This window comes from Nonomuraea sp. MTCD27 (genome assembly GCF_041950495.1).
GTDB lineage: Bacteria > Actinomycetota > Actinomycetes > Streptosporangiales > Streptosporangiaceae > Nonomuraea.
This window is the reverse complement of the sequence record NZ_JBGNUW010000016.1, coordinates 178,143-194,818: the sequence shown is the minus strand read 5'-3', so window position 1 is coordinate 194,818 and position 16,676 is coordinate 178,143. Positions and strand designations below refer to the sequence as shown.

13 protein-coding genes are annotated in these 16,676 nt (G+C 72.2%); 9 read left to right on the top strand and 4 right to left on the bottom strand.

Features of this window, described 5'->3' with window-relative positions; all coding sequences use genetic code 11:
- Positions 1-72: 72 nt before the first annotated feature.
- Positions 73-783, bottom strand: coding sequence for a DoxX family protein (locus ACBJ59_RS39685; RefSeq protein WP_375115281.1), 711 nt, complete (start codon positions 781-783; stop codon positions 73-75).
- Positions 784-791: 8 nt separating this feature from the next.
- On the bottom strand, positions 792-2,321 hold the full coding sequence (locus tag ACBJ59_RS39680; RefSeq protein ID WP_375115280.1) for an MFS transporter: 1,530 nt from the start codon (positions 2,319-2,321) through the stop codon (positions 792-794).
- Positions 2,322-2,573: 252 nt separating this feature from the next.
- Between ACBJ59_RS39680 and ACBJ59_RS39675 the strand changes: the two genes are divergently transcribed.
- From ACBJ59_RS39675 to ACBJ59_RS39640, 8 genes are all read left to right on the top strand, one after another.
- Entirely contained in the window at positions 2,574-4,310 is a 1,737-nt protein-coding gene (locus ACBJ59_RS39675) for a tetratricopeptide repeat protein (protein WP_375115279.1), read from the top strand.
- 15 nt (positions 4,311-4,325) lie between these two features.
- Complete coding sequence (locus ACBJ59_RS39670; RefSeq protein WP_375115278.1) at positions 4,326-5,222, top strand: haloalkane dehalogenase; 897 nt, start codon at positions 4,326-4,328, stop codon at positions 5,220-5,222.
- A 64-nt stretch (positions 5,223-5,286) separates the two neighbouring features.
- Positions 5,287-7,650, top strand: a complete 2,364-nt coding sequence (locus tag ACBJ59_RS39665; protein ID WP_375115277.1) for an AAA family ATPase — start codon at positions 5,287-5,289, stop codon at positions 7,648-7,650.
- 154 nt (positions 7,651-7,804) lie between these two features.
- A complete protein-coding gene (locus tag ACBJ59_RS39660) occupies positions 7,805-8,791 on the top strand; it encodes an ABC transporter permease (RefSeq protein ID WP_364113077.1) in 987 nt (328 codons plus the stop codon).
- Positions 8,788-9,699 carry an ABC transporter permease gene (locus ACBJ59_RS39655; RefSeq protein WP_364113079.1) on the top strand — a complete coding sequence of 304 codons (912 nt, stop codon included), beginning with the start codon at positions 8,788-8,790 and terminating at the stop codon, positions 9,697-9,699. The genes ACBJ59_RS39660 and ACBJ59_RS39655 overlap by 4 nt, the downstream gene beginning before the upstream one ends.
- Positions 9,696-11,717, top strand: coding sequence for a dipeptide ABC transporter ATP-binding protein (locus tag ACBJ59_RS39650; RefSeq protein WP_375115276.1), 2,022 nt, complete (start codon positions 9,696-9,698; stop codon positions 11,715-11,717). The genes ACBJ59_RS39655 and ACBJ59_RS39650 overlap by 4 nt, the downstream gene beginning before the upstream one ends.
- Before the next feature lie 30 nt (positions 11,718-11,747).
- Positions 11,748-13,451 (top strand): ABC transporter family substrate-binding protein, encoded by a 1,704-nt coding sequence (locus tag ACBJ59_RS39645; protein WP_375115275.1) that lies wholly within the window; start codon positions 11,748-11,750, stop codon positions 13,449-13,451.
- A gap of 31 nt (positions 13,452-13,482) precedes the next feature.
- Positions 13,483-14,577: a winged helix DNA-binding domain-containing protein gene (locus ACBJ59_RS39640; protein WP_375115274.1), complete on the top strand. Its 1,095-nt coding sequence runs from the start codon at positions 13,483-13,485 to the stop codon at positions 14,575-14,577.
- A 7-nt stretch (positions 14,578-14,584) separates the two neighbouring features.
- Here the strand turns inward: ACBJ59_RS39640 and ACBJ59_RS39635 are convergent, their stop codons facing one another.
- Positions 14,585-14,836, bottom strand: a complete 252-nt coding sequence (locus ACBJ59_RS39635; protein ID WP_357867527.1) for a hypothetical protein — start codon at positions 14,834-14,836, stop codon at positions 14,585-14,587.
- Positions 14,837-14,930: 94 nt separating this feature from the next.
- On the bottom strand, positions 14,931-16,025 hold the full coding sequence (locus ACBJ59_RS39630; RefSeq protein WP_375115273.1) for an MFS transporter: 1,095 nt from the start codon (positions 16,023-16,025) through the stop codon (positions 14,931-14,933).
- A gap of 482 nt (positions 16,026-16,507) precedes the next feature.
- On the opposite strand from ACBJ59_RS39630, the gene ACBJ59_RS39625 reads away from it, so the two are divergent.
- On the top strand, positions 16,508-16,675 hold the full coding sequence (locus ACBJ59_RS39625; RefSeq protein ID WP_375115272.1) for a hypothetical protein: 168 nt from the start codon (positions 16,508-16,510) through the stop codon (positions 16,673-16,675).
- Position 16,676 lies beyond the last annotated feature (1 nt).

The window sequence follows — 16,676 nt, the reverse complement described above, 5'->3', positions numbered from 1 at the left end:
AAGTGCGGGCACCCCCAGGGCCGGTGACACGACGTATGCCCCCTGGGTGCGGCGCCGGAGCGAACCTCGGGGTCAGTCGGTGGAGGCGGGGCGGCGGCCGCGGGCCGCGGGCTTCTTGCGGCCCGCCACCAGCGTGTCGCCCGGCGCGGGCGACGGCTCCTCGTTGCTCTTGGGCTCCCCCGCCGGTCCGCGGGGCCGCGGGTGCGGCGCCGTGTCGTCCGACTCCGAGACCTCGGGTCCGTCCTCCGGGGCCGGGTCCGCGGCCGTGGTGCGCGCGAGCGGATCGGGCCGGTCCGGATCTCGGAACGAGGCGATGACCCGGTCGGCCTCCGTGTCGGCGGCGAACTCGTCGGCCGCCTCCGACTCCCTCCGCCGGATCACGACCATGTGGTCCACCGACACGCGCCCCGCGCCGACCACGGCGAGCAGGAGGGAGGCGGCTCCGAGGAGGATCAGCTCGTTCATGGTGATGGGATTGAGCGGAGGGGCCACCAGGAAGACCGCCAGTGCCTCGGCGAAGAGGATCAGCCCCGTGGCGGAGACCACGAGCCCGGCGATGAGCAGCGCGCCGCCGATCAGCTCGGCGAGCATGGTGACCGTGGCCCAGGCACGGGGTGCGGGGGCACCCTGCTGGAGGAAGTTCGCCCCGGTGACTTTCAGACCGTCTTCCAGCTTGGTCCAGCCGTTGGCGAAAAAGATACCGCCCACACCGATGCGGGCGACTAAAGCGGCAAGATCACGAAGGACCTGTTTCACGGTACTTGACTGCCCTAATCGGGACATGGCACACCTCAATCACGGCTGAGCAGCACGGCCACCGCGACGGCGGTCAGGCTGAGCAGGACGACGCTCACGACCACGGTCGTGTGCAGGGCGTTGACGAAGGCCCACCGGGCGGCGTCGAGCAGCGCGCCGCCCGCGTTGCCGCCGATCTCGTCCGCGACGTGGGCGGCCGAGGCCAGCGACTGCCTGGCCTCGTCCATGCCGCCCTCGGACACCCCGGGCACGGCGGGCAGCCCCGGCGCGTAGACGATCGCGGTGATCGTGCCGAGCACGGCCACGCCGAGCCCGGCGCCCAGCTCGTACGCGGTCTCCTCGATGGCCGCGGCCCCGCCCGCCTGTGACTCGGAGGCCGACGCCATGATCGTGTCGGAGGCGGCCAGCAGCGCCACCTGCACCCCGAACCCGATGCCGATGAAGCACACCGCCAGCATCACGGGGTGGCCCTCGACCCCCCAGCTCAGGGTGGGCGTCAGGGCCAGCGCGACGAGCCCGAGCCCGCCGCTCATGGTGGCCCGCATGCCGATCCTGGGCAGGATGTGGGCGGCGGCGAGCCCGCCGAAGATGGCGGAGACGACCAGGGGCAACATCCTGAGCGCCGCGCGCACGGGGCTGTCGCCGAGGACGAGCTGCAGGTATTGGGCGAGCATGAGCTGCAGGCCCACCAGCGCGAACACGCCCAGCAGCACGCCGGCGACCCCGGTCGTGAACGCGCGGCGCCGGAACAGCCCGATCTCCAGGAACGGCTCGCGCAGGCGGGTCTGCCGCCGTACGAACGCCACGAGCAGTCCCAGCCCCGTCAGGAACACCACCGCCGCGGCCCAGAACGGCATCAGGCTGCCCGAGCCCGCCTCCTTGAGGCCGAACGCCAGCGCCAGGATGCCGAACACCGACAGCGCGGCGCTCACCACGTCCCATGTTCGGCCCTTGCGCGCGCGGGACTCGGGCAGCAGGCGTACGGCGGCGGGCAGCAGCACCAGCAGGATCGGCACGTTGATGAGGAAGACCGCGCCCCACCAGAAGCCGACGAGCACGCCGCCGATCAGCGGCCCGACCGCCGCTCCGGCCGCGGCGACGGCGCTCCAGACGCCCAGCGCGACGGCCCGCTCGCGCCTGTCGGTGAACACCTGGCGGATCAGCGACAGCGTGGCGGGCATGATCATCGCACCGCCCACGCCGAGCAGCGCCCTGGCCATGATCAGCGTCAGCGGGGTCGGGGCGAACGCGGCGCCGGCCGAGGCCACGCCGAACAGGACGAAGCCCCACAGGACCAGCCGTTTACGGCCGTACCTGTCGCCGAGCGTGCCGAACACGATCAGCAGCGGCGCGACCACCAGCGAGTAGATGTCGATGATCCAGAGCAGCTGCACCGCGGAGGGTTCGAGGGCGGCCGTGAGCGCGGGGACCGCGATGTGCAGGACGGTGGCGTCGACCGTGATCAGCAGCAGGCTCAGGCAGAGCAGCACGAGAATGGCCCAGCGGCGGTCGTGGTGCTCCCGGTCGGCAGTCCGTACGAGGGGTGCGGCCTGTGTGACGGTCATGGGCCTCCTTGCAGGCCGATCCGTTTCCCAGGGCCCGCACGTGCTGTTCATCGACAGGCGGCGGAGCCATGGGGCGGCGCTCACTCCTCCCGAGCTCAGCCGCCTGGCTCCGGCGCTCCGGCTTGCGTGGCAGCTTAGGCCATGCCACGGACTTGTCATAGCGGTATCGGGTGATCCGGGGTCACCCCCAACCTCTCTAGAGAGATACAGCCATATGTCGGTATCTATCCAACATTGCCCCGCCAGCCGATCATGGGACTCGTGGGGACCGACGCAAGTGGCACAAGAGGCAACTTTTCCGACCGGTCCTCACGCGAATGGTGTGACGAGGCCCTGACCAGGCTGAACGCCGGCCGCCCCGAGTCCGCGCTGGACGCCGCCCGCCGCGCCGCCGACCTGGAGCCGGCCGCCGAGTGGCCGCAGCGGCTGATCAGCCTCGCCCACGAGAGGCTGGGCCGCGACGCCGACGCCGTCCCCGCCGCGGAGCGGGCCGTCGACCTGGGCCGCGGCTCCTGGCCGGCCCGGCTGCGCCTGGCGGCGGTGCTGCGCCGCGTGCCCGGCCGGTGGGCCGAGGCGGTCGAGCACGCGACGCTGGCCAGGAAGTTCGCGCCGGAGGAGCCGGGCCCTGAGGTCATGCTGGGCGACCTGGCCCTGCTGCGCGGCGAGCACGCCCGTGCCGAGCGGTCCTACCGGACCGCCCTCGCCCTCGACCCCGATGATCCGCAGGCCCGGGTCAACCTCGGCCTGGCCCTGCTGCGCTGGGACCGGCCCCGGCCGCACCACGACCCGGCCTGGCCGGTCGACCCGCGCGACACGGGCCGGGCCAGGCGCGCGCTGGAGGTGTGGTCCCGGCAGGTGCGCCTCGTGGTCGCCGTGGCCACGGTCGCGGTCGCCGCGTGCGCGCTCTTCCTCGACTGGGGCGTCCAGGCGCAGATCGGCGGCTTCGCCGTGCTCGTGCTGCTGGTGCCGCTCACGGTCAGGCAGGCGCGGCGGGTCGGCGTCTGGGCGTACGCGCGGGCGATGCTCTGCAGGGACCCCTGGCTCGGGGTGTCGGTCGCCTCGGCGGCGCTGGCGGTGGCCGCGTACGCCGCCTGGCTGCTCCTGGGGGCGGTGCCGGCGCTGCCGTCCTCGCTGGATCCGGTCTGGGCCGGGCTGGCGGGCATCGTGGTGCTGGGCTGGCCGGCGCTGGCGGCCGTGCGCGCGCTGGCGGAGACGTGGCGCGGGCGCCCGCTGCTGGCGCTGGCCGAGACGGTGCGCGCGACCGAGCGGACGGCCAGGCGGAACGCCGGGGTGACGCTCTGGATCGTGCTCGGCAGGACCTGGTCGGTGCTGGTGGCGCTGGCGGGCGGGGCACTGGTGCTGGAGCCGAGGGCGGCGCTGGCGGCGCTCGCGGTGCCGTACCCGATGGTGCGCGGCTACCTGCGCGCCCGGCGGGGCGGCGACCGGTGGCTGGCCACCGCGACCGGGCTCGTCGTGCTGGCCGCAGCCGCCTGCGCGACGGGCGGGCTGCTGGGCTCGGTGTGGGCGTGGCGGACCGGGCTGGGCGCGCTGGGGGCGGCGGCGGTCGTGTTCGCGGCGCGGGCCGTGCGCTCGTGGTGGCGGGGCGGTCCGGGACCGTGGCGCGCCTCCCTGCTCATGTGCGACCTGCCCATGGGGGCCCAGCCGTCGGTGACGCTGGACTCGGAGGTACGCCAGACCTTCTCCTACGCCCGCAGCATCGTCCTGTCCTACGGCGACGCCCTCGGCCCCCGGGTCGCCGGGGCGGTGGCCTCCGTGACCTCCTCGGGCGAGCTGCGCCTGATCGCCGAGACGGAGGCGTGGGAGGCCATCGAGGAGGACCCCAGGGTGGCGGTGTTCGCCACCGACCCGCTGCAGCGGCGGTTCTGGGTCGAGGTGCGCGGGATCGCCCTGGCCGACTCGGACGTCCTGCGCGTCACGCCCAAGCAGGTGCTGGTGGGAGAGTTCCCGGGACGTCACCAGCGCCGCTGAGTAGAATCTTGTTCTATGCGAACCCTGCGCACGCCCGAAGAGCGCTTCGCGAACCTGCCCGACTTCCCCTACGAGCCTCACTACGCAGAGATCGCCGACGGCCCGCGCATGGCCTACGTCGAGGCCGGCCCCTCCGACGGGCAGCCGGTCGTGCTGCTGCACGGCGAGCCGAGCTGGTCGTTCCTCTACCGGCACGTGCTGCCGGAGCTGGCGGCGGCGGGGCTGCGCGCGATCGCGGTGGACCTCGTCGGCTTCGGCCGCTCCGACAAGCCCGCCGACCTGGCCGACCACACCTACGCCAGGCACGTCGAGTGGACCCGCGCCCTGTTGCTCGACGCCCTCGGCCTCGACGGCATGACGATCGTGGGCCAGGACTGGGGCGGCCTGATCGGGCTGCGGATCGCCGCCGAGCACCCCGGGAGCGTCGCCAGGATCGTGGCCGCCAACACGGGCTTGCCGACGGGTGACATTCCCATGCCTGACGTGTGGCACCGGTTCAGGGACGCGGTGCTCAAGGCGCCGGTGCTGGACATCGCCCGGCTCATCCAGGCGGGCTGCCGGAGCGAGCTGCCGGAGGAGGTACGGGCGGCCTACGACGCGCCGTTCCCCGACGAGTCGTACAAGGCGGGACCGCGTGCCATGCCCGGCCTCGTGCCGATCACGCCGGCCGATCCCGCCGCGCCCGCCAACCGCGCTGCCTGGCAGATCCTCACCACACTGGACCGGCCGTTCCTGGTGGCGTTCTCCGACAGCGATCCGATCACGGGGGGCATGGCGCCCATTCTGCTCAAAACGATGCGCGGTGCGGCTGGCCTGCACCATCCCGTGATCAAGGGCGCCGGGCACTTCCTCCAAGAGGACGCGGGGGCGGAACTCGGGCGTCAGATAGCCCTTTTCGTGACCTCCACCTAGCGTGTCAGGTCCGCCCAATAGTCGGTCCGGTGCGGTATAACCGGGGGCGGACCGGGGAGGCGTGATGCGTGAGTCCGACAGCGCCGCTGACAGGGGCCAGGCCTTGGGGCGGGCCGCGGCGCGGGATCTGTTCGAGAAGGTTCGGCTGCGTTATTTCCAGATTCCCCCGGCCGCGCGCCGGGTGCTCTACGTGGTCGTCCTGGTGGCCGCCATGGGGGTGGGCGCGGCGCTCGGGTGGGACCTGCTCAAGACCTTCCCCCTGGTGCTCCTGCTGCTCGCGTTCGTCGCGCTGACCATGCGCTTCCCGCGCGCCGCCGCCACCGCGCTGGTGGTCGCGGGCTGGATCGTCCTGGCGCTGGTGGCGTTCTCCGGGCTGTTCCCCGCGGGCGCCGCGACCGTGCACGCGATGGTCGCGCTGGCCCTGCCGGTCGCCGCCGCGGCCCACCTGATCCGCTGGGTGACCCCGTGGATGAGCACGCTGATGGCGCTCGTCCCCGCCGGCCTGCTCGCCGCCGCGCTCTCGCCCGTCTCCGACGGCACCGCGGTCTGGGTCGCCTACGCCGCCGCCGCGGCCGTCCTCGTCCACCGGTTCGTGCTCGCCCGCAAGGCCAAGGCGGAGAGCGTGGCCGCCCAGGAGCAGCAGGTCCGCGTCAGGGCCCGCGAGGGCAGGCCCGAGGCGCCGCACGACAAGACCGGCGCGCCGCCGCAGATCTCCGTCGAGGAGGCGCTCGGCGAGCTGGAGAGCATGATCGGGCTGGCGCCGGTCAAGGAGCAGGTGCGCTCGATCGCCGCCTCCATAGAGGCCTCCAGGCTGCGCGCCGAGGCCGGCTACACCGCCGGGCGGCCCACCAGGCACTTCGTCTTCGTCGGCCCGCCCGGCACCGGCAAGACCAGCGTCGCCCGCGCGCTGGCCAAGATCTTCTACGCGTTCGGCCTGCTGGAGACCCCCTACGTGGTCGAGGCGCAGCGGGCCGACCTGGTGGGCGAGTTCCTGGGCGCGACCGCGATCAAGACCAACGAGCTGGTGGACCGGGCGCTGGGCGGCGTGCTGTTCATCGACGAGGCGTACGGGCTGGTCAACTCCTCCGACGGGCAGCCCGACCGGTTCGGCGCCGAGGCCGTGCAGACCCTGCTCAAGCGGGCCGAGGACGACCGCGACCGGGTGATCATCATCCTGGCCGGCTACGAGCAGGAGATGGGCTCGTTCCTGTCCAGCAATCCGGGCCTGGCCAGCAGGTTCGCCACCCGGGTGCGCTTCCCCGGCTACTCCCCCGCCGAGCTGGTCGAGGTCACCGAGCTGCTGCAGCGGCGCAGGGGCGACACGATGGGCCCCGAGACCCGCCGGGTGCTGCTCGGCCTGTACGACGACGTGCACCGGCGCGGGCTGATCGACGAGCTGGGCAACGCCAGGTTCGCCCGCAGCCTGGTCGAGGCCGCGGCGCAGGCCCGCGACGTACGCGTGGTGGGCGCCGGCGGCACCCCGACCACGCAGGACCTGGTGACCACCACGACGCCCGACGTGACCAAGGCGTTCCAGGAGCTGACCGCCCGCTTCCGCGGCTACGTCGCCACCCCCACGCTGGAGGAGGCGCTGGCCGACCTCGACAGGATGGCCGGGCTGGCCCCGGTCAAGCGGCAGGTGCACGCGATCGCGGCCCAGCTCCAGGTGGCCAGGATGCGGCAGGAGCGCGGGCTGCCCACGCCGCAGCAGATGCGCCACTTCGTGTTCGCCGGCCCGCCCGGCACCGGCAAGACCACGGTCGCCCGGGTCCTGAGCCGCATCTTCGCCGCGCTCGGCCTGCTGGCCCGGCCCGACGTGGTCGAGGCGCACCGGGCCGACCTGGTGGGCCAGCACCTCGGCGCGACCGCGATCAAGACCAACGAGCTGGTCGACCGGGCGCTGGGCGGCGTGCTGTTCATCGACGAGGCCTACAGCCTGGTCAACCCCGGCTACCAGGGCGGCGACGCGTTCGGGGCCGAGGCCGTGCAGACCCTGCTCAAGCGGGCCGAGGACGACCGCGACCGGCTCGTCATCGTGCTGGCCGGCTACGAGCGCGAGATGGACGCCTTCCTGGCCACCAACCCGGGCCTGGCCAGCCGGTTCAACCAGCGGGTGGCCTTCCCCAGCTACTCGCCGGCCGAGCTGTCGCAGATCGCGGTGCTGCTGGCGGAGAAGTCGGGCGACTCGTTCGACGAAGAGGCGCTGAGCCGTCTCGACGAGGTGTTCGCCTGGGTGTGCGAGGAGCGGCTGATCGACGGGCTCGGCAACGGCCGCTTCGCCAGGTCCCTGTTCGAGCGGGCGGCCATGCGGCGCGACGTGCGGCTGGCCGCCCACGCCGCGCGCGGCGGATCGGCCAGCTCGGCCGACCTGACCACGATCACGAGCGAGGACGTCCGCACGGCCGTGGACGAGCTCGCCGGGCGCTGAACGGCCGCCACGCCCCCTCCCGGAACCCCACAAGGTAGGGGTCCCAGTCCATGGCATGTTGCCTCATAGTGTCCGCGCGATGTCGTAGAGTGAGCGGGTCGGTGATGGCCAAGCCCGGCACCGCTACGTGCGGGTGCGCGTCGGAGGGGGAGCGATGGCGGGGTTCCTGGCCCGCAGGCTGCTCAACTACGCCGTGCTCGTCGCCGTGGCGGCCAGCCTCGCCTACCTGCTGGCGGCCACCGCCCTGGATCCGCGCTCCAACTACGCCGACCGCACCCCCAAGCCCCCTCCGGCCGTGGTCGACGCCCAGCTCAGCGCGCTCAACCTCAACGACAAGACGCCGCTGCTGCAGCGCTACGCCACCTGGGCGGGCGGCCTGCTGCACGGCGACTTCGGCAGGACCGTCGCGGGCGCGCCGGTCAACGAGGACATCAAGCGCCGCATGGGCGTCACCTTCCGGCTGGTCGTGCTGGGCCTGCTCTTCGGCAGCCTGCTCGGGGTGCTCACCGGCGCGCTGGCGGCGGTCCGGCAGTACGGGTGGTTCGACCGGCTCTCGACCGGCCTGTCGTTCGTGGTGCTCGCGGTCCCGGTGGTGGTGCTGGCCAACATGCTCATCCTGCTGGCCTCGTGGGCCAACGAGCACCTGTTCGGCCGCCAGGTGTTCCTGGTCAGCGGCGAATACAGCGACGGCCTGACGACCGGGTTCTGGGGGCACGTGGTCGACCGGCTGCAACACCTGGTCCTGCCGACGATCTCGCTGTCCATGGGGCTGATCGCGGTCTTCAGCCGCTACCAGCGCAACATGATGCTCGACGTGCTGGGGGCCGACTTCGTCCGTACGGCCAGGGCCAAGGGGCTCAGCAGGCGCAAGGCGCTGACCCGCCACGCGCTGCGCACGGCGATGATCCCGGTGGTGACCTACTTCGCGTTCACGTTCGGGGTGCTGCTGACCGGGGCCACGTTCACGGAGAAGATCTTCGGCTGGCACGGGCTGGGCGAGCAGCTGATCAACTCGATCTTCGGCAACGACGTCAACACCGTCGCGGCCATCTCCTTCCTGGCCGCCATCGCCGTGTTGTGCGCCTCGCTGGCCGCCGACCTGCTGCACGCCGCGCTCGACCCGAGGGTGCGGGCCCGATGACGCTGTCCGACGAGGAGCGGGCGGAAGAGCTCACCGACGGCGTTCTGACCAGGGCGCCGTCGAGGGCGCGGGTGGTCACCGGGCGGTTCTTCCGCTCCGCGCAGGGCCGGATCGGTTTCGCGGTGCTCGCGCTGATGTTCCTGCTGGCCTTCGTGGGGCCGCTGTTCAGCCCGTGGACCTACACCGACAAAGACTTCACCGCGTTCATGCAGCCGCCCTCGCCGCGCCACTGGTTCGGAACGCTCCAAACGGGCTCCGACGTCTTCGCGGTGACGCTGCGCGGCATGCAGAAGTCGCTGGTCGTGGGGTTGCTGGCGGCGCTGGTGTCCACGGCGCTGGCGGCCGTGGTGGGGGCGTTCGCCGGCTATTTCCCGGGGTGGACCGACCGGGCGCTGAGCTGGGTGACCGACCTGCTGCTCGTGCTGCCGGCGTTCCTGATCCTGGCGATCCTGTCGCCGCTGTTCGGGTCGGGGCAGTGGTGGCTGTTCGTGATCATGCTGGCGCTGTTCCTGTGGATGGTGACCTCGAAGATCGTGCGCGGGATGGCGATCTCGGTGAAGGAGCGGGAGTTCGTGCAGGCCGCCCGCTACATGGGCGTGCCGCCGGTGCGCATCATCTTCCGCCACGTGATCCCCAACCTGTCGTCGCTGCTGATCGTGGACGCCACCCTCAACGTGAGCAGCGCCATCCTCACCGAGACCTCGCTGTCCTACTTCGGGTTCGGCATCCAGCCGCCCGACGTGTCGTTCGGGACGCTCATCGCCGACGGCTCCAAGACCGCGGTCTACGCGCCGTGGACGTTCTGGTTCGTGGCGGGGCTGCTGGTGATCACCGTGCTGGCGGTCAACCTCGTCGGCGACGCGCTGCGCGACGCGTTCGACCCGTCCTCGGCGAGGGGGGCGCGATGACCCCGGTCCTCGAGGTCAACGACCTCAACGTGTCGTTCGGCGACGTGCGCGCCGTGCGGGGGGTGAGCTATTCCGTACGCCCGGGCGAGGTGCTCGGCATCGTGGGCGAGTCGGGCTCGGGCAAGTCGGTCACCTCGGCCGCCGTCATGGGGCTGCTGCCGCCGGGGGCGCGGGTCACCGGCTCCGTGCGCCTGCACGGCCAGGAGCTGATCGGCGCGCCGGAGCGCAGGCTCAACGCCGTCCGCGGCAAGTCCATGTCGATGGTCTTCCAGGACCCGCTGTCCGCGCTCACCCCGGTCTACCGGGTGGGCGACCAGATCGCCGAGGCCGTGCGCGTGCACCAGCGGGTCAGCAAGGAGACGGCCCTGGTCAAGGCGATCGAGCTGCTGGAGCTCGTCGGCATCCCGCATCCGGCCGAGCGGGCGCTGGCCTTCCCGCACGAGTTCTCCGGCGGCATGCGGCAGCGGGTGGTGATCGCGATGGCCATCGCCAACGACCCCGACGTGATCATCTGCGACGAGCCGACCACGGCGCTCGACGTCACCATCCAGGCACAGGTGCTGGAGGTGCTGAAGCGGGCGCAGGCCAAGACCGGCGCGGCGATCATCATGATCACGCACGATCTCGGGGTGGTGGCCGGGTTCGCCGACCGGGTGCTGGTCATGTACGCCGGGCGGCCCGTCGAGGTGGGCGGCGTGGACGACATCTACTACCGGATGCGGATGCCGTACACCGTGGGCCTGCTCGGCTCGATCCCGCGCGTGGACCGCGACGGGCGGCAGCCGCTGGTGCCCATCGAGGGCAACCCGCCGTCGCCCTCGGCCCTGCCGCCCGGGTGCCCGTTCGCGCCGCGCTGCCCGATGCGGATCGACGCGTGCGACGAGCGGGAGCCGCCGCTGTTCCAGGTGGGCGAGGAGCACCGGGCGGCGTGCATCCGCTGGGAGGAGGTGGGGCCGCGTGGCCCCGGCCGGCACGCGGCCCCGGGCGACGGCACCGTGCTGCGGGTGCGCGGCGAGCGCGCCGTGCTGGAGGTGCACAACCTGGTCAAGGACTACCCGCTGCTCAAGGGGGCGGTGTTCAAACGGCGGGTCGGCACGGTACACGCGGTGGCCGGGGTCAGCTTCGACCTCCGGCAGGGCGAGACGCTGGGCCTGGTCGGCGAGTCGGGCAGCGGCAAGACCACCACGCTGACGCAGATCCTGGAGCTGACCCCGCCCCAGGAGGGCGGCGTCGTCGTGCTCGGCCACGACACCGCCCGGATGAGCCGGGCGGAGCGCACCGAGGTCAGGCGCGACATGCAGGTCGTCTTCCAGGACCCGCTGGCCTCGCTCGACCCGCGCATGACCGTCTACGACATCCTGGCCGAGCCGCTGCGCACGCACGGCCGGCGCGACCCCGGGCGGCGCATCGGCGAGCTGCTCGCCCTGGTGGGGCTGGACCCCGCGCACGCCGCCCGCTACCCGCAGGACTTCTCCGGCGGGCAGCGCCAGCGCATCGGCATCGCCAGGGCGCTCGCGCTGGAGCCCCGGCTGCTGGTGCTGGACGAGCCGGTCTCCGCGCTGGACGTGTCGATCCAGGCCGGGGTGATCAACCTGCTCGACTCGCTGCGGGCCAGGCTCGGCCTGTCCTACCTGTTCGTGGCGCACGACCTGGCCGTGGTGCGGCACATCGCCGACCGGGTGGCGGTGATGTACCTGGGCAGGATCGCCGAGATCGGCCAGGTGGACGCCGTCTACGACGCCCCGGCCCATCCGTACACGCAGGCTCTGCTGTCGGCGATCCCGCTGCCCGATCCCGTGCGCGAGCGCTCCCGCGAGCGGATCCTGCTCGAAGGCGACCTACCCAGCCCGGCCAACCCTCCGACGGGCTGCAGATTCCGCACCAGGTGCCCCAAGTTCCGCGCCGAGCTCACCGACGAGCAACGCAGGCTCTGCGTCGACGTCGAGCCCGAGGTGCGGCTGCTGGGCGACGACCAGGGGGCGGCCTGCCATTACGCAGAGAGGCGCGAAGTCGTATAGACCTCGCTCGATCCAGGAGGAATTCGCTCGATGAAAGCATCACGTCTGGTCGTGGCCGCCACGGTGGTGGGCTCGCTGGCGGGCTCGCTGCTGCTGGGGGGCTGTGGGGGCAACCAGGGCGGCCCGGAGGTCCAGGACAGCGCCGGGGACGAGCGTACGATCAAGGCCTTCGACATCAACCCGCAGCCGCGGGACAAGGTCAAGGACGGCGGGACGCTGCGCTGGGGCATCAACGAGTTCCCCTCGCAGTGGAACAGGAACCACGTCGACGGCAACCTGGCCATGGCCGCCGTGGTCAGCAACGCGCTGCTGCCCTCGCCGTTCACGTCCAACGAGAAGGCGGAGATCTCGGTGGACCACGACTACGTGGTCGACGCCAAGGTGACCGACCAGCGGCCCAAGCAGGTGGTGACGTACACGCTGAACCCGAAGGCGAAGTGGTCCGACGGGAAGCCGATCACCTGGGCCGACTACCAGGCGCAGTGGCGGGCGCTCAACGGGCGCGACTCGGCCTTCCGGATCGCCTCGTCCACGGGCTACCAGGACATCGAGAAGGTGGCGCGGGGCAAGGACGACCACGAGGTGGTGGTGACGTTCGCCAGGCCGTTCGGTGACTGGCAGGCGCTGTTCGGGCCGCTGCTGCCGGCCTCCACCAACCACGACGCCGGGGCGTTCAACACCGCGTGGCTGAACAAGATCCCGGTGACGGCGGGGCCGTTCAAGTTCGGCGGGTTCGACCAGACGGCGAAGACGATCACGCTGGTGCGGGACGACGCGTGGTGGGGCGACCGAGCCAAGCTGGACAAGATCATCTACCGGGCCTCCGAGCACGACGCGCTGATCAGCGCGTTCAGCAACGGGGAGCTCGACATCATCGACATCCAGCCGTCCGCGCCCGACTACGCGCGGGCCAAGGCCACCACGGGGGCCCAGGTGCGCCACGCGGCCGGGCCCGACTTCCGGCACTTCACCTTCAACGGCTCCAGCGAGCTGCTCCGGGACCGCAGCGTGCGCCAGGCCATCCAGCTCGGCATCAACCGCCAGGCCATCGCCCAGTCGGACCTGCAGGGGCTGGACTGGCCGATCGCGCTGCTGAACAACCACTTCTTCATGAACACCCAGGAGGGCTACCAGGACAACGCCGGAGAGCTCGGTGCGTACAACCCGGGCAAGGCCCGGCAACTGCTGGACGCCGCCGGCTGGAAGCTGAGCGGGTCCGTCAGGCAGAAGAACGGCAAGCCCCTCGACCTGCGGTTCGTGGTGCCCTCCGGGGTGCAGATCAGCAAGGCGGAGGGGGAGCTGGCGCAGACCATGCTCGGCCAGATCGGGGTCAAGCTCACCATCAAGGCCGTGCCCAGCGACGACTTCTTCACCAAATACGTGATCCCCGGGAACTTCGACATCACGCCGTTCGCCTACATCGGGACGCCGTTCCCGGTCTCCAGCAGCTACGGCATCTACGCGAACGCGACCAACGGCCAGAACTGGAACGCGAACTTCGGGCGCACCGGATCGGCGGCCATCGACCAGGCCATGAGCCGGGCCGCGCAGAGCCTGGAGCCGGTGCGGGCCCGCTCGGCGACCAACGCGGCCGACAAGCTGATCTGGCAGGAGGTGAACGTGCTCCCGCTCTACCAGCGGCCGCAGATGGTGGCCGTGCGGCAGACGCTGGCGAACGTGGGGGCCCGGGGCTTCTACGACCTCCAGTACGAGGACATCGGCTTCACGGGCTGAAGTGTCGGCGGCCCGGTGTACTACTGGACGCATGACGACGAGGTTGACCTGGACCCAGATCCTCGCCTGGCGCCTGCGCCGGCAGTTCGTGAGCGGGGCCGGCGCGGAGAACGCCGTGGCCGTCGCCCGGCGGCTGTGCGGCGTGCAGAGCCAGGTCACCTCGTCGGCCCGGCTGGCGGTGGCGGTCAGGAGCGCCAGGCCCGATCCCGAGGAGATCGACAAGGCGCTGTGGAGCGAGCGCACGCTGGTCAAGACCTGGATCATGCGCGGCACCCTGCACCTGGTGCCCGCCGACCAGCTCGCCGACTACTGCGCGGCGCTGAGCACGCTGCGCTTCTGGGAGAAGGGCTCCTGGCAGCGCGGCCACGGCGTCACCGCCGGTGAGATCGAGGCGATCATCGACGCCGTGCCCCGCGCGCTGGGCGAGCGGGCGCTGACCCGGGAAGAGCTGGTCGACGCCGTGGTGGAGGTGACCGGGGACGCCCATCTCCGGCAGGCGCTCACGTCCGGCTGGGGCGCCCTGCTCAAGCCGCTGAGCCGGCTGGGCGAGCTGTGCTACGCGCCGCCGCTCGACGGCCGGGTGGCCTTCACCGCCCCGCGCGCCTGGGTGCCCGGCTGGCCGGCCGGGTTGCCGCCGCACGAGGAGGCGGGGCCGCGCCTGGTCCGTGCCTTCCTGGGCGCGCACGGCCCGGCCACGCCGGAGATGTTCGACACCTGGCTGTTCGGCGGCGTGGCCAGGAAGGCCGTGCTGAAGGGCTGGTTCCGCGACCTGGCGCCGGAGCTGACGGAGGTCGAGACGGACGACGGCATGACGCTGACGGCGCTGACCGAGCACCTCGACGACGTCGCCGGCACCGCGCCGTCGGCCGAGGTGCACCTGCTGCCGGGCTTCGACCAGTTCGTCCTGGCCGCGCCCCGCGGGCTCGCCCCGCTGCTCCCGCCGGAGCTCAGGCCCAAGGTCAGCAGGCAGGCAGGGTGGATCTCCCCCGTGGTCGTCCACGAGGGGCGGGTCGCCGGGGTGTGGGAGGCCAAGGGCGGTGACATCACCCTCGACCTCGCCGCCCCGGTGCCGCAGGGCCCGCTCGACGAGGCGGTGGCGCGGATGCGCGCCCTGCTCGCCGGCTAGCGGGTGCCTACGCCGAAGTGCCGGCCATCACACGGTCGACGATGCCCTTGTTGCCCTCCTCGCGGGCGCAGTGGGCGCAGCAGTACCAGTGCTCGCCCGACTGCACCCCATGTCCGATGACCTTGGTGCCGCAGTGCTCGCAGATGGGCGCCATCGCCTCGATCGCGCACTGGAAGCAGTCGAAGGTGTGCACCGCTCCCTGCGCGTGCACCTCGAACGCCATGTCGTAGTCGTTACCGCAGGTCTCGCAGACAGCCATGGTGATCCCCTTTGCAGTCGATCCGCCGGGGGGATACCCGGTTCCGGGGTCTCTTTTCCCCAAGAAACCACCATATTCAGGCCGCCTGCCTCCGTCACGGGCGCTCGACGGCGAAGCGGGCCAGCAGGGGCAGGCCCAGGAGCCCCAGCGCGCCCAGGGCGGCAGGCAGGCCGAGCCACCCGCTCAGCCCGGCCACGAGCAGCGGGCTCACCACGAACCCGGTGTAGGAGATGGTCGACACCCCCCACACCATCGTCCCGCTCGCGTCGTCGGCCGCGGCCCGGCTGAGCAGGGCGGGCACCAGCGGGCCGAGGGCCAGCCCGGTGACCGCGAACCCGGCCAGCGAGAGCGGCACGCCGCCGCCCAGCCCCGCCAGGGCGATCCCGGCGCCGCCGCCGAGGCCGGCCACCAGGTACAACGCCCTGAGCGGCGTCCGGGGCAGCGCCTGCACGATCAGCCGGCCGGCCGTCAGCGCAGCCATGTAGACCGAGGGCGCGGCGCTGGCGACCAGCGGGGTGGCGTCCCGGTGCTCCTCCAGCAGCAGCACCGACCACTGCTCGACCGAGTTCTCGATGACCAGGACGCAGGCGGCCAGCGCCCCCAGCACCACCGCCGAACCCCACAGGCGCCGGCCGGAACCGGCGGCAGGGGTGTCGGGCAGGCCGTGGCCCAGGGGCAGCGCCAGCAGGGTCAGCGACGTGGCGGCCACGATCAGGGCGACGATCAGGAGCACGGCGGCGACGTCGAGGCCGTACGAGCGGGCCAGGCCGGTGAGCGGCGCCGCCGCGATGACCGTGACCGGGAAGGCGGCGTGCACGGGCTGGAAGAGGCGCCGGCCGCTCTCGCGCTCGGCGCGGCCGGTGGCCAGGTTCAGCGCGACGTCGAGGGCGCCGCTGGTGGCGCCGACCAGCAGCAGCGCCAGCGCGAGCTGCCAGGCGGAGTCGGCCAGCCCGATGGCGGCCACGCTGAGCGCGAACAGGCCCATCGTGACCATCAGCGCGGCGCGTTCCCGCCCGCGGGCCAGCCGACCGGCCAGCGCCATCGCGGGCAGCGCCCCCACCGGCACGGCGCTCAGGGCCAGCCCGAGGTCCCCCGCCGACAGGCCCAGCTCCAGCTTGACGGCGGGAAGCAGGGCCGACCACGACCCCCAGAACACGGCCCACGCCGCACAGACCGCGATCAGCGGCATCTACCGGCCCCCCTCGGAATTCGGTCAGGCCATAGTAAGGATCTTCCTCCGGGCTCGGCCGCGCACATCCGGGTAGGGGGTGCTCGTCGAATCTCTTTCGCCGGAGTTGTCACAGAGGACGGGCCGTCGCGGTCTATAGGGGCGTACGACGAATGTGTGCGCGCTCGTAGAAATGCATTGAGCGAGCCGGCCGGCCCGGATTAGGTTGGCGCGCATGGCGGGCGGCAAGCCCCGTCGGCACGCCGCAGACCGGCGCGGCGCGGGATCTTGAGAAGGAGAAGGGAACGCGCTTCGGAAGGGGAGATCATGAAACGCGTCAGAGTCACGAAGTCGGCCGCCAAGCGGCGCACCCGGCTGACCACGGAGCTGGACCTGCGGTCACCAGCAGGTCGCAGACTTCCCTATTGACTTACTCCTTACACCAAACTTACGGGGGTATCTGTAGATAACATAGGTAACAGAAATATCACGGGGGGCTCACGATGAAGAGGCTTGTGGTGGTGCCACCACACGTTGCCAGGCACAAGATCCGCGACATCCGCTCGGCCGGGCACCGCAAGCCTCCCGCCGATCCCAAGGTGATCGACCTCCGCGCCTACACCGGCCGGAACATCATCCGCTTCCCCGGCGGCCCCACCCCCGCCGCCTGAG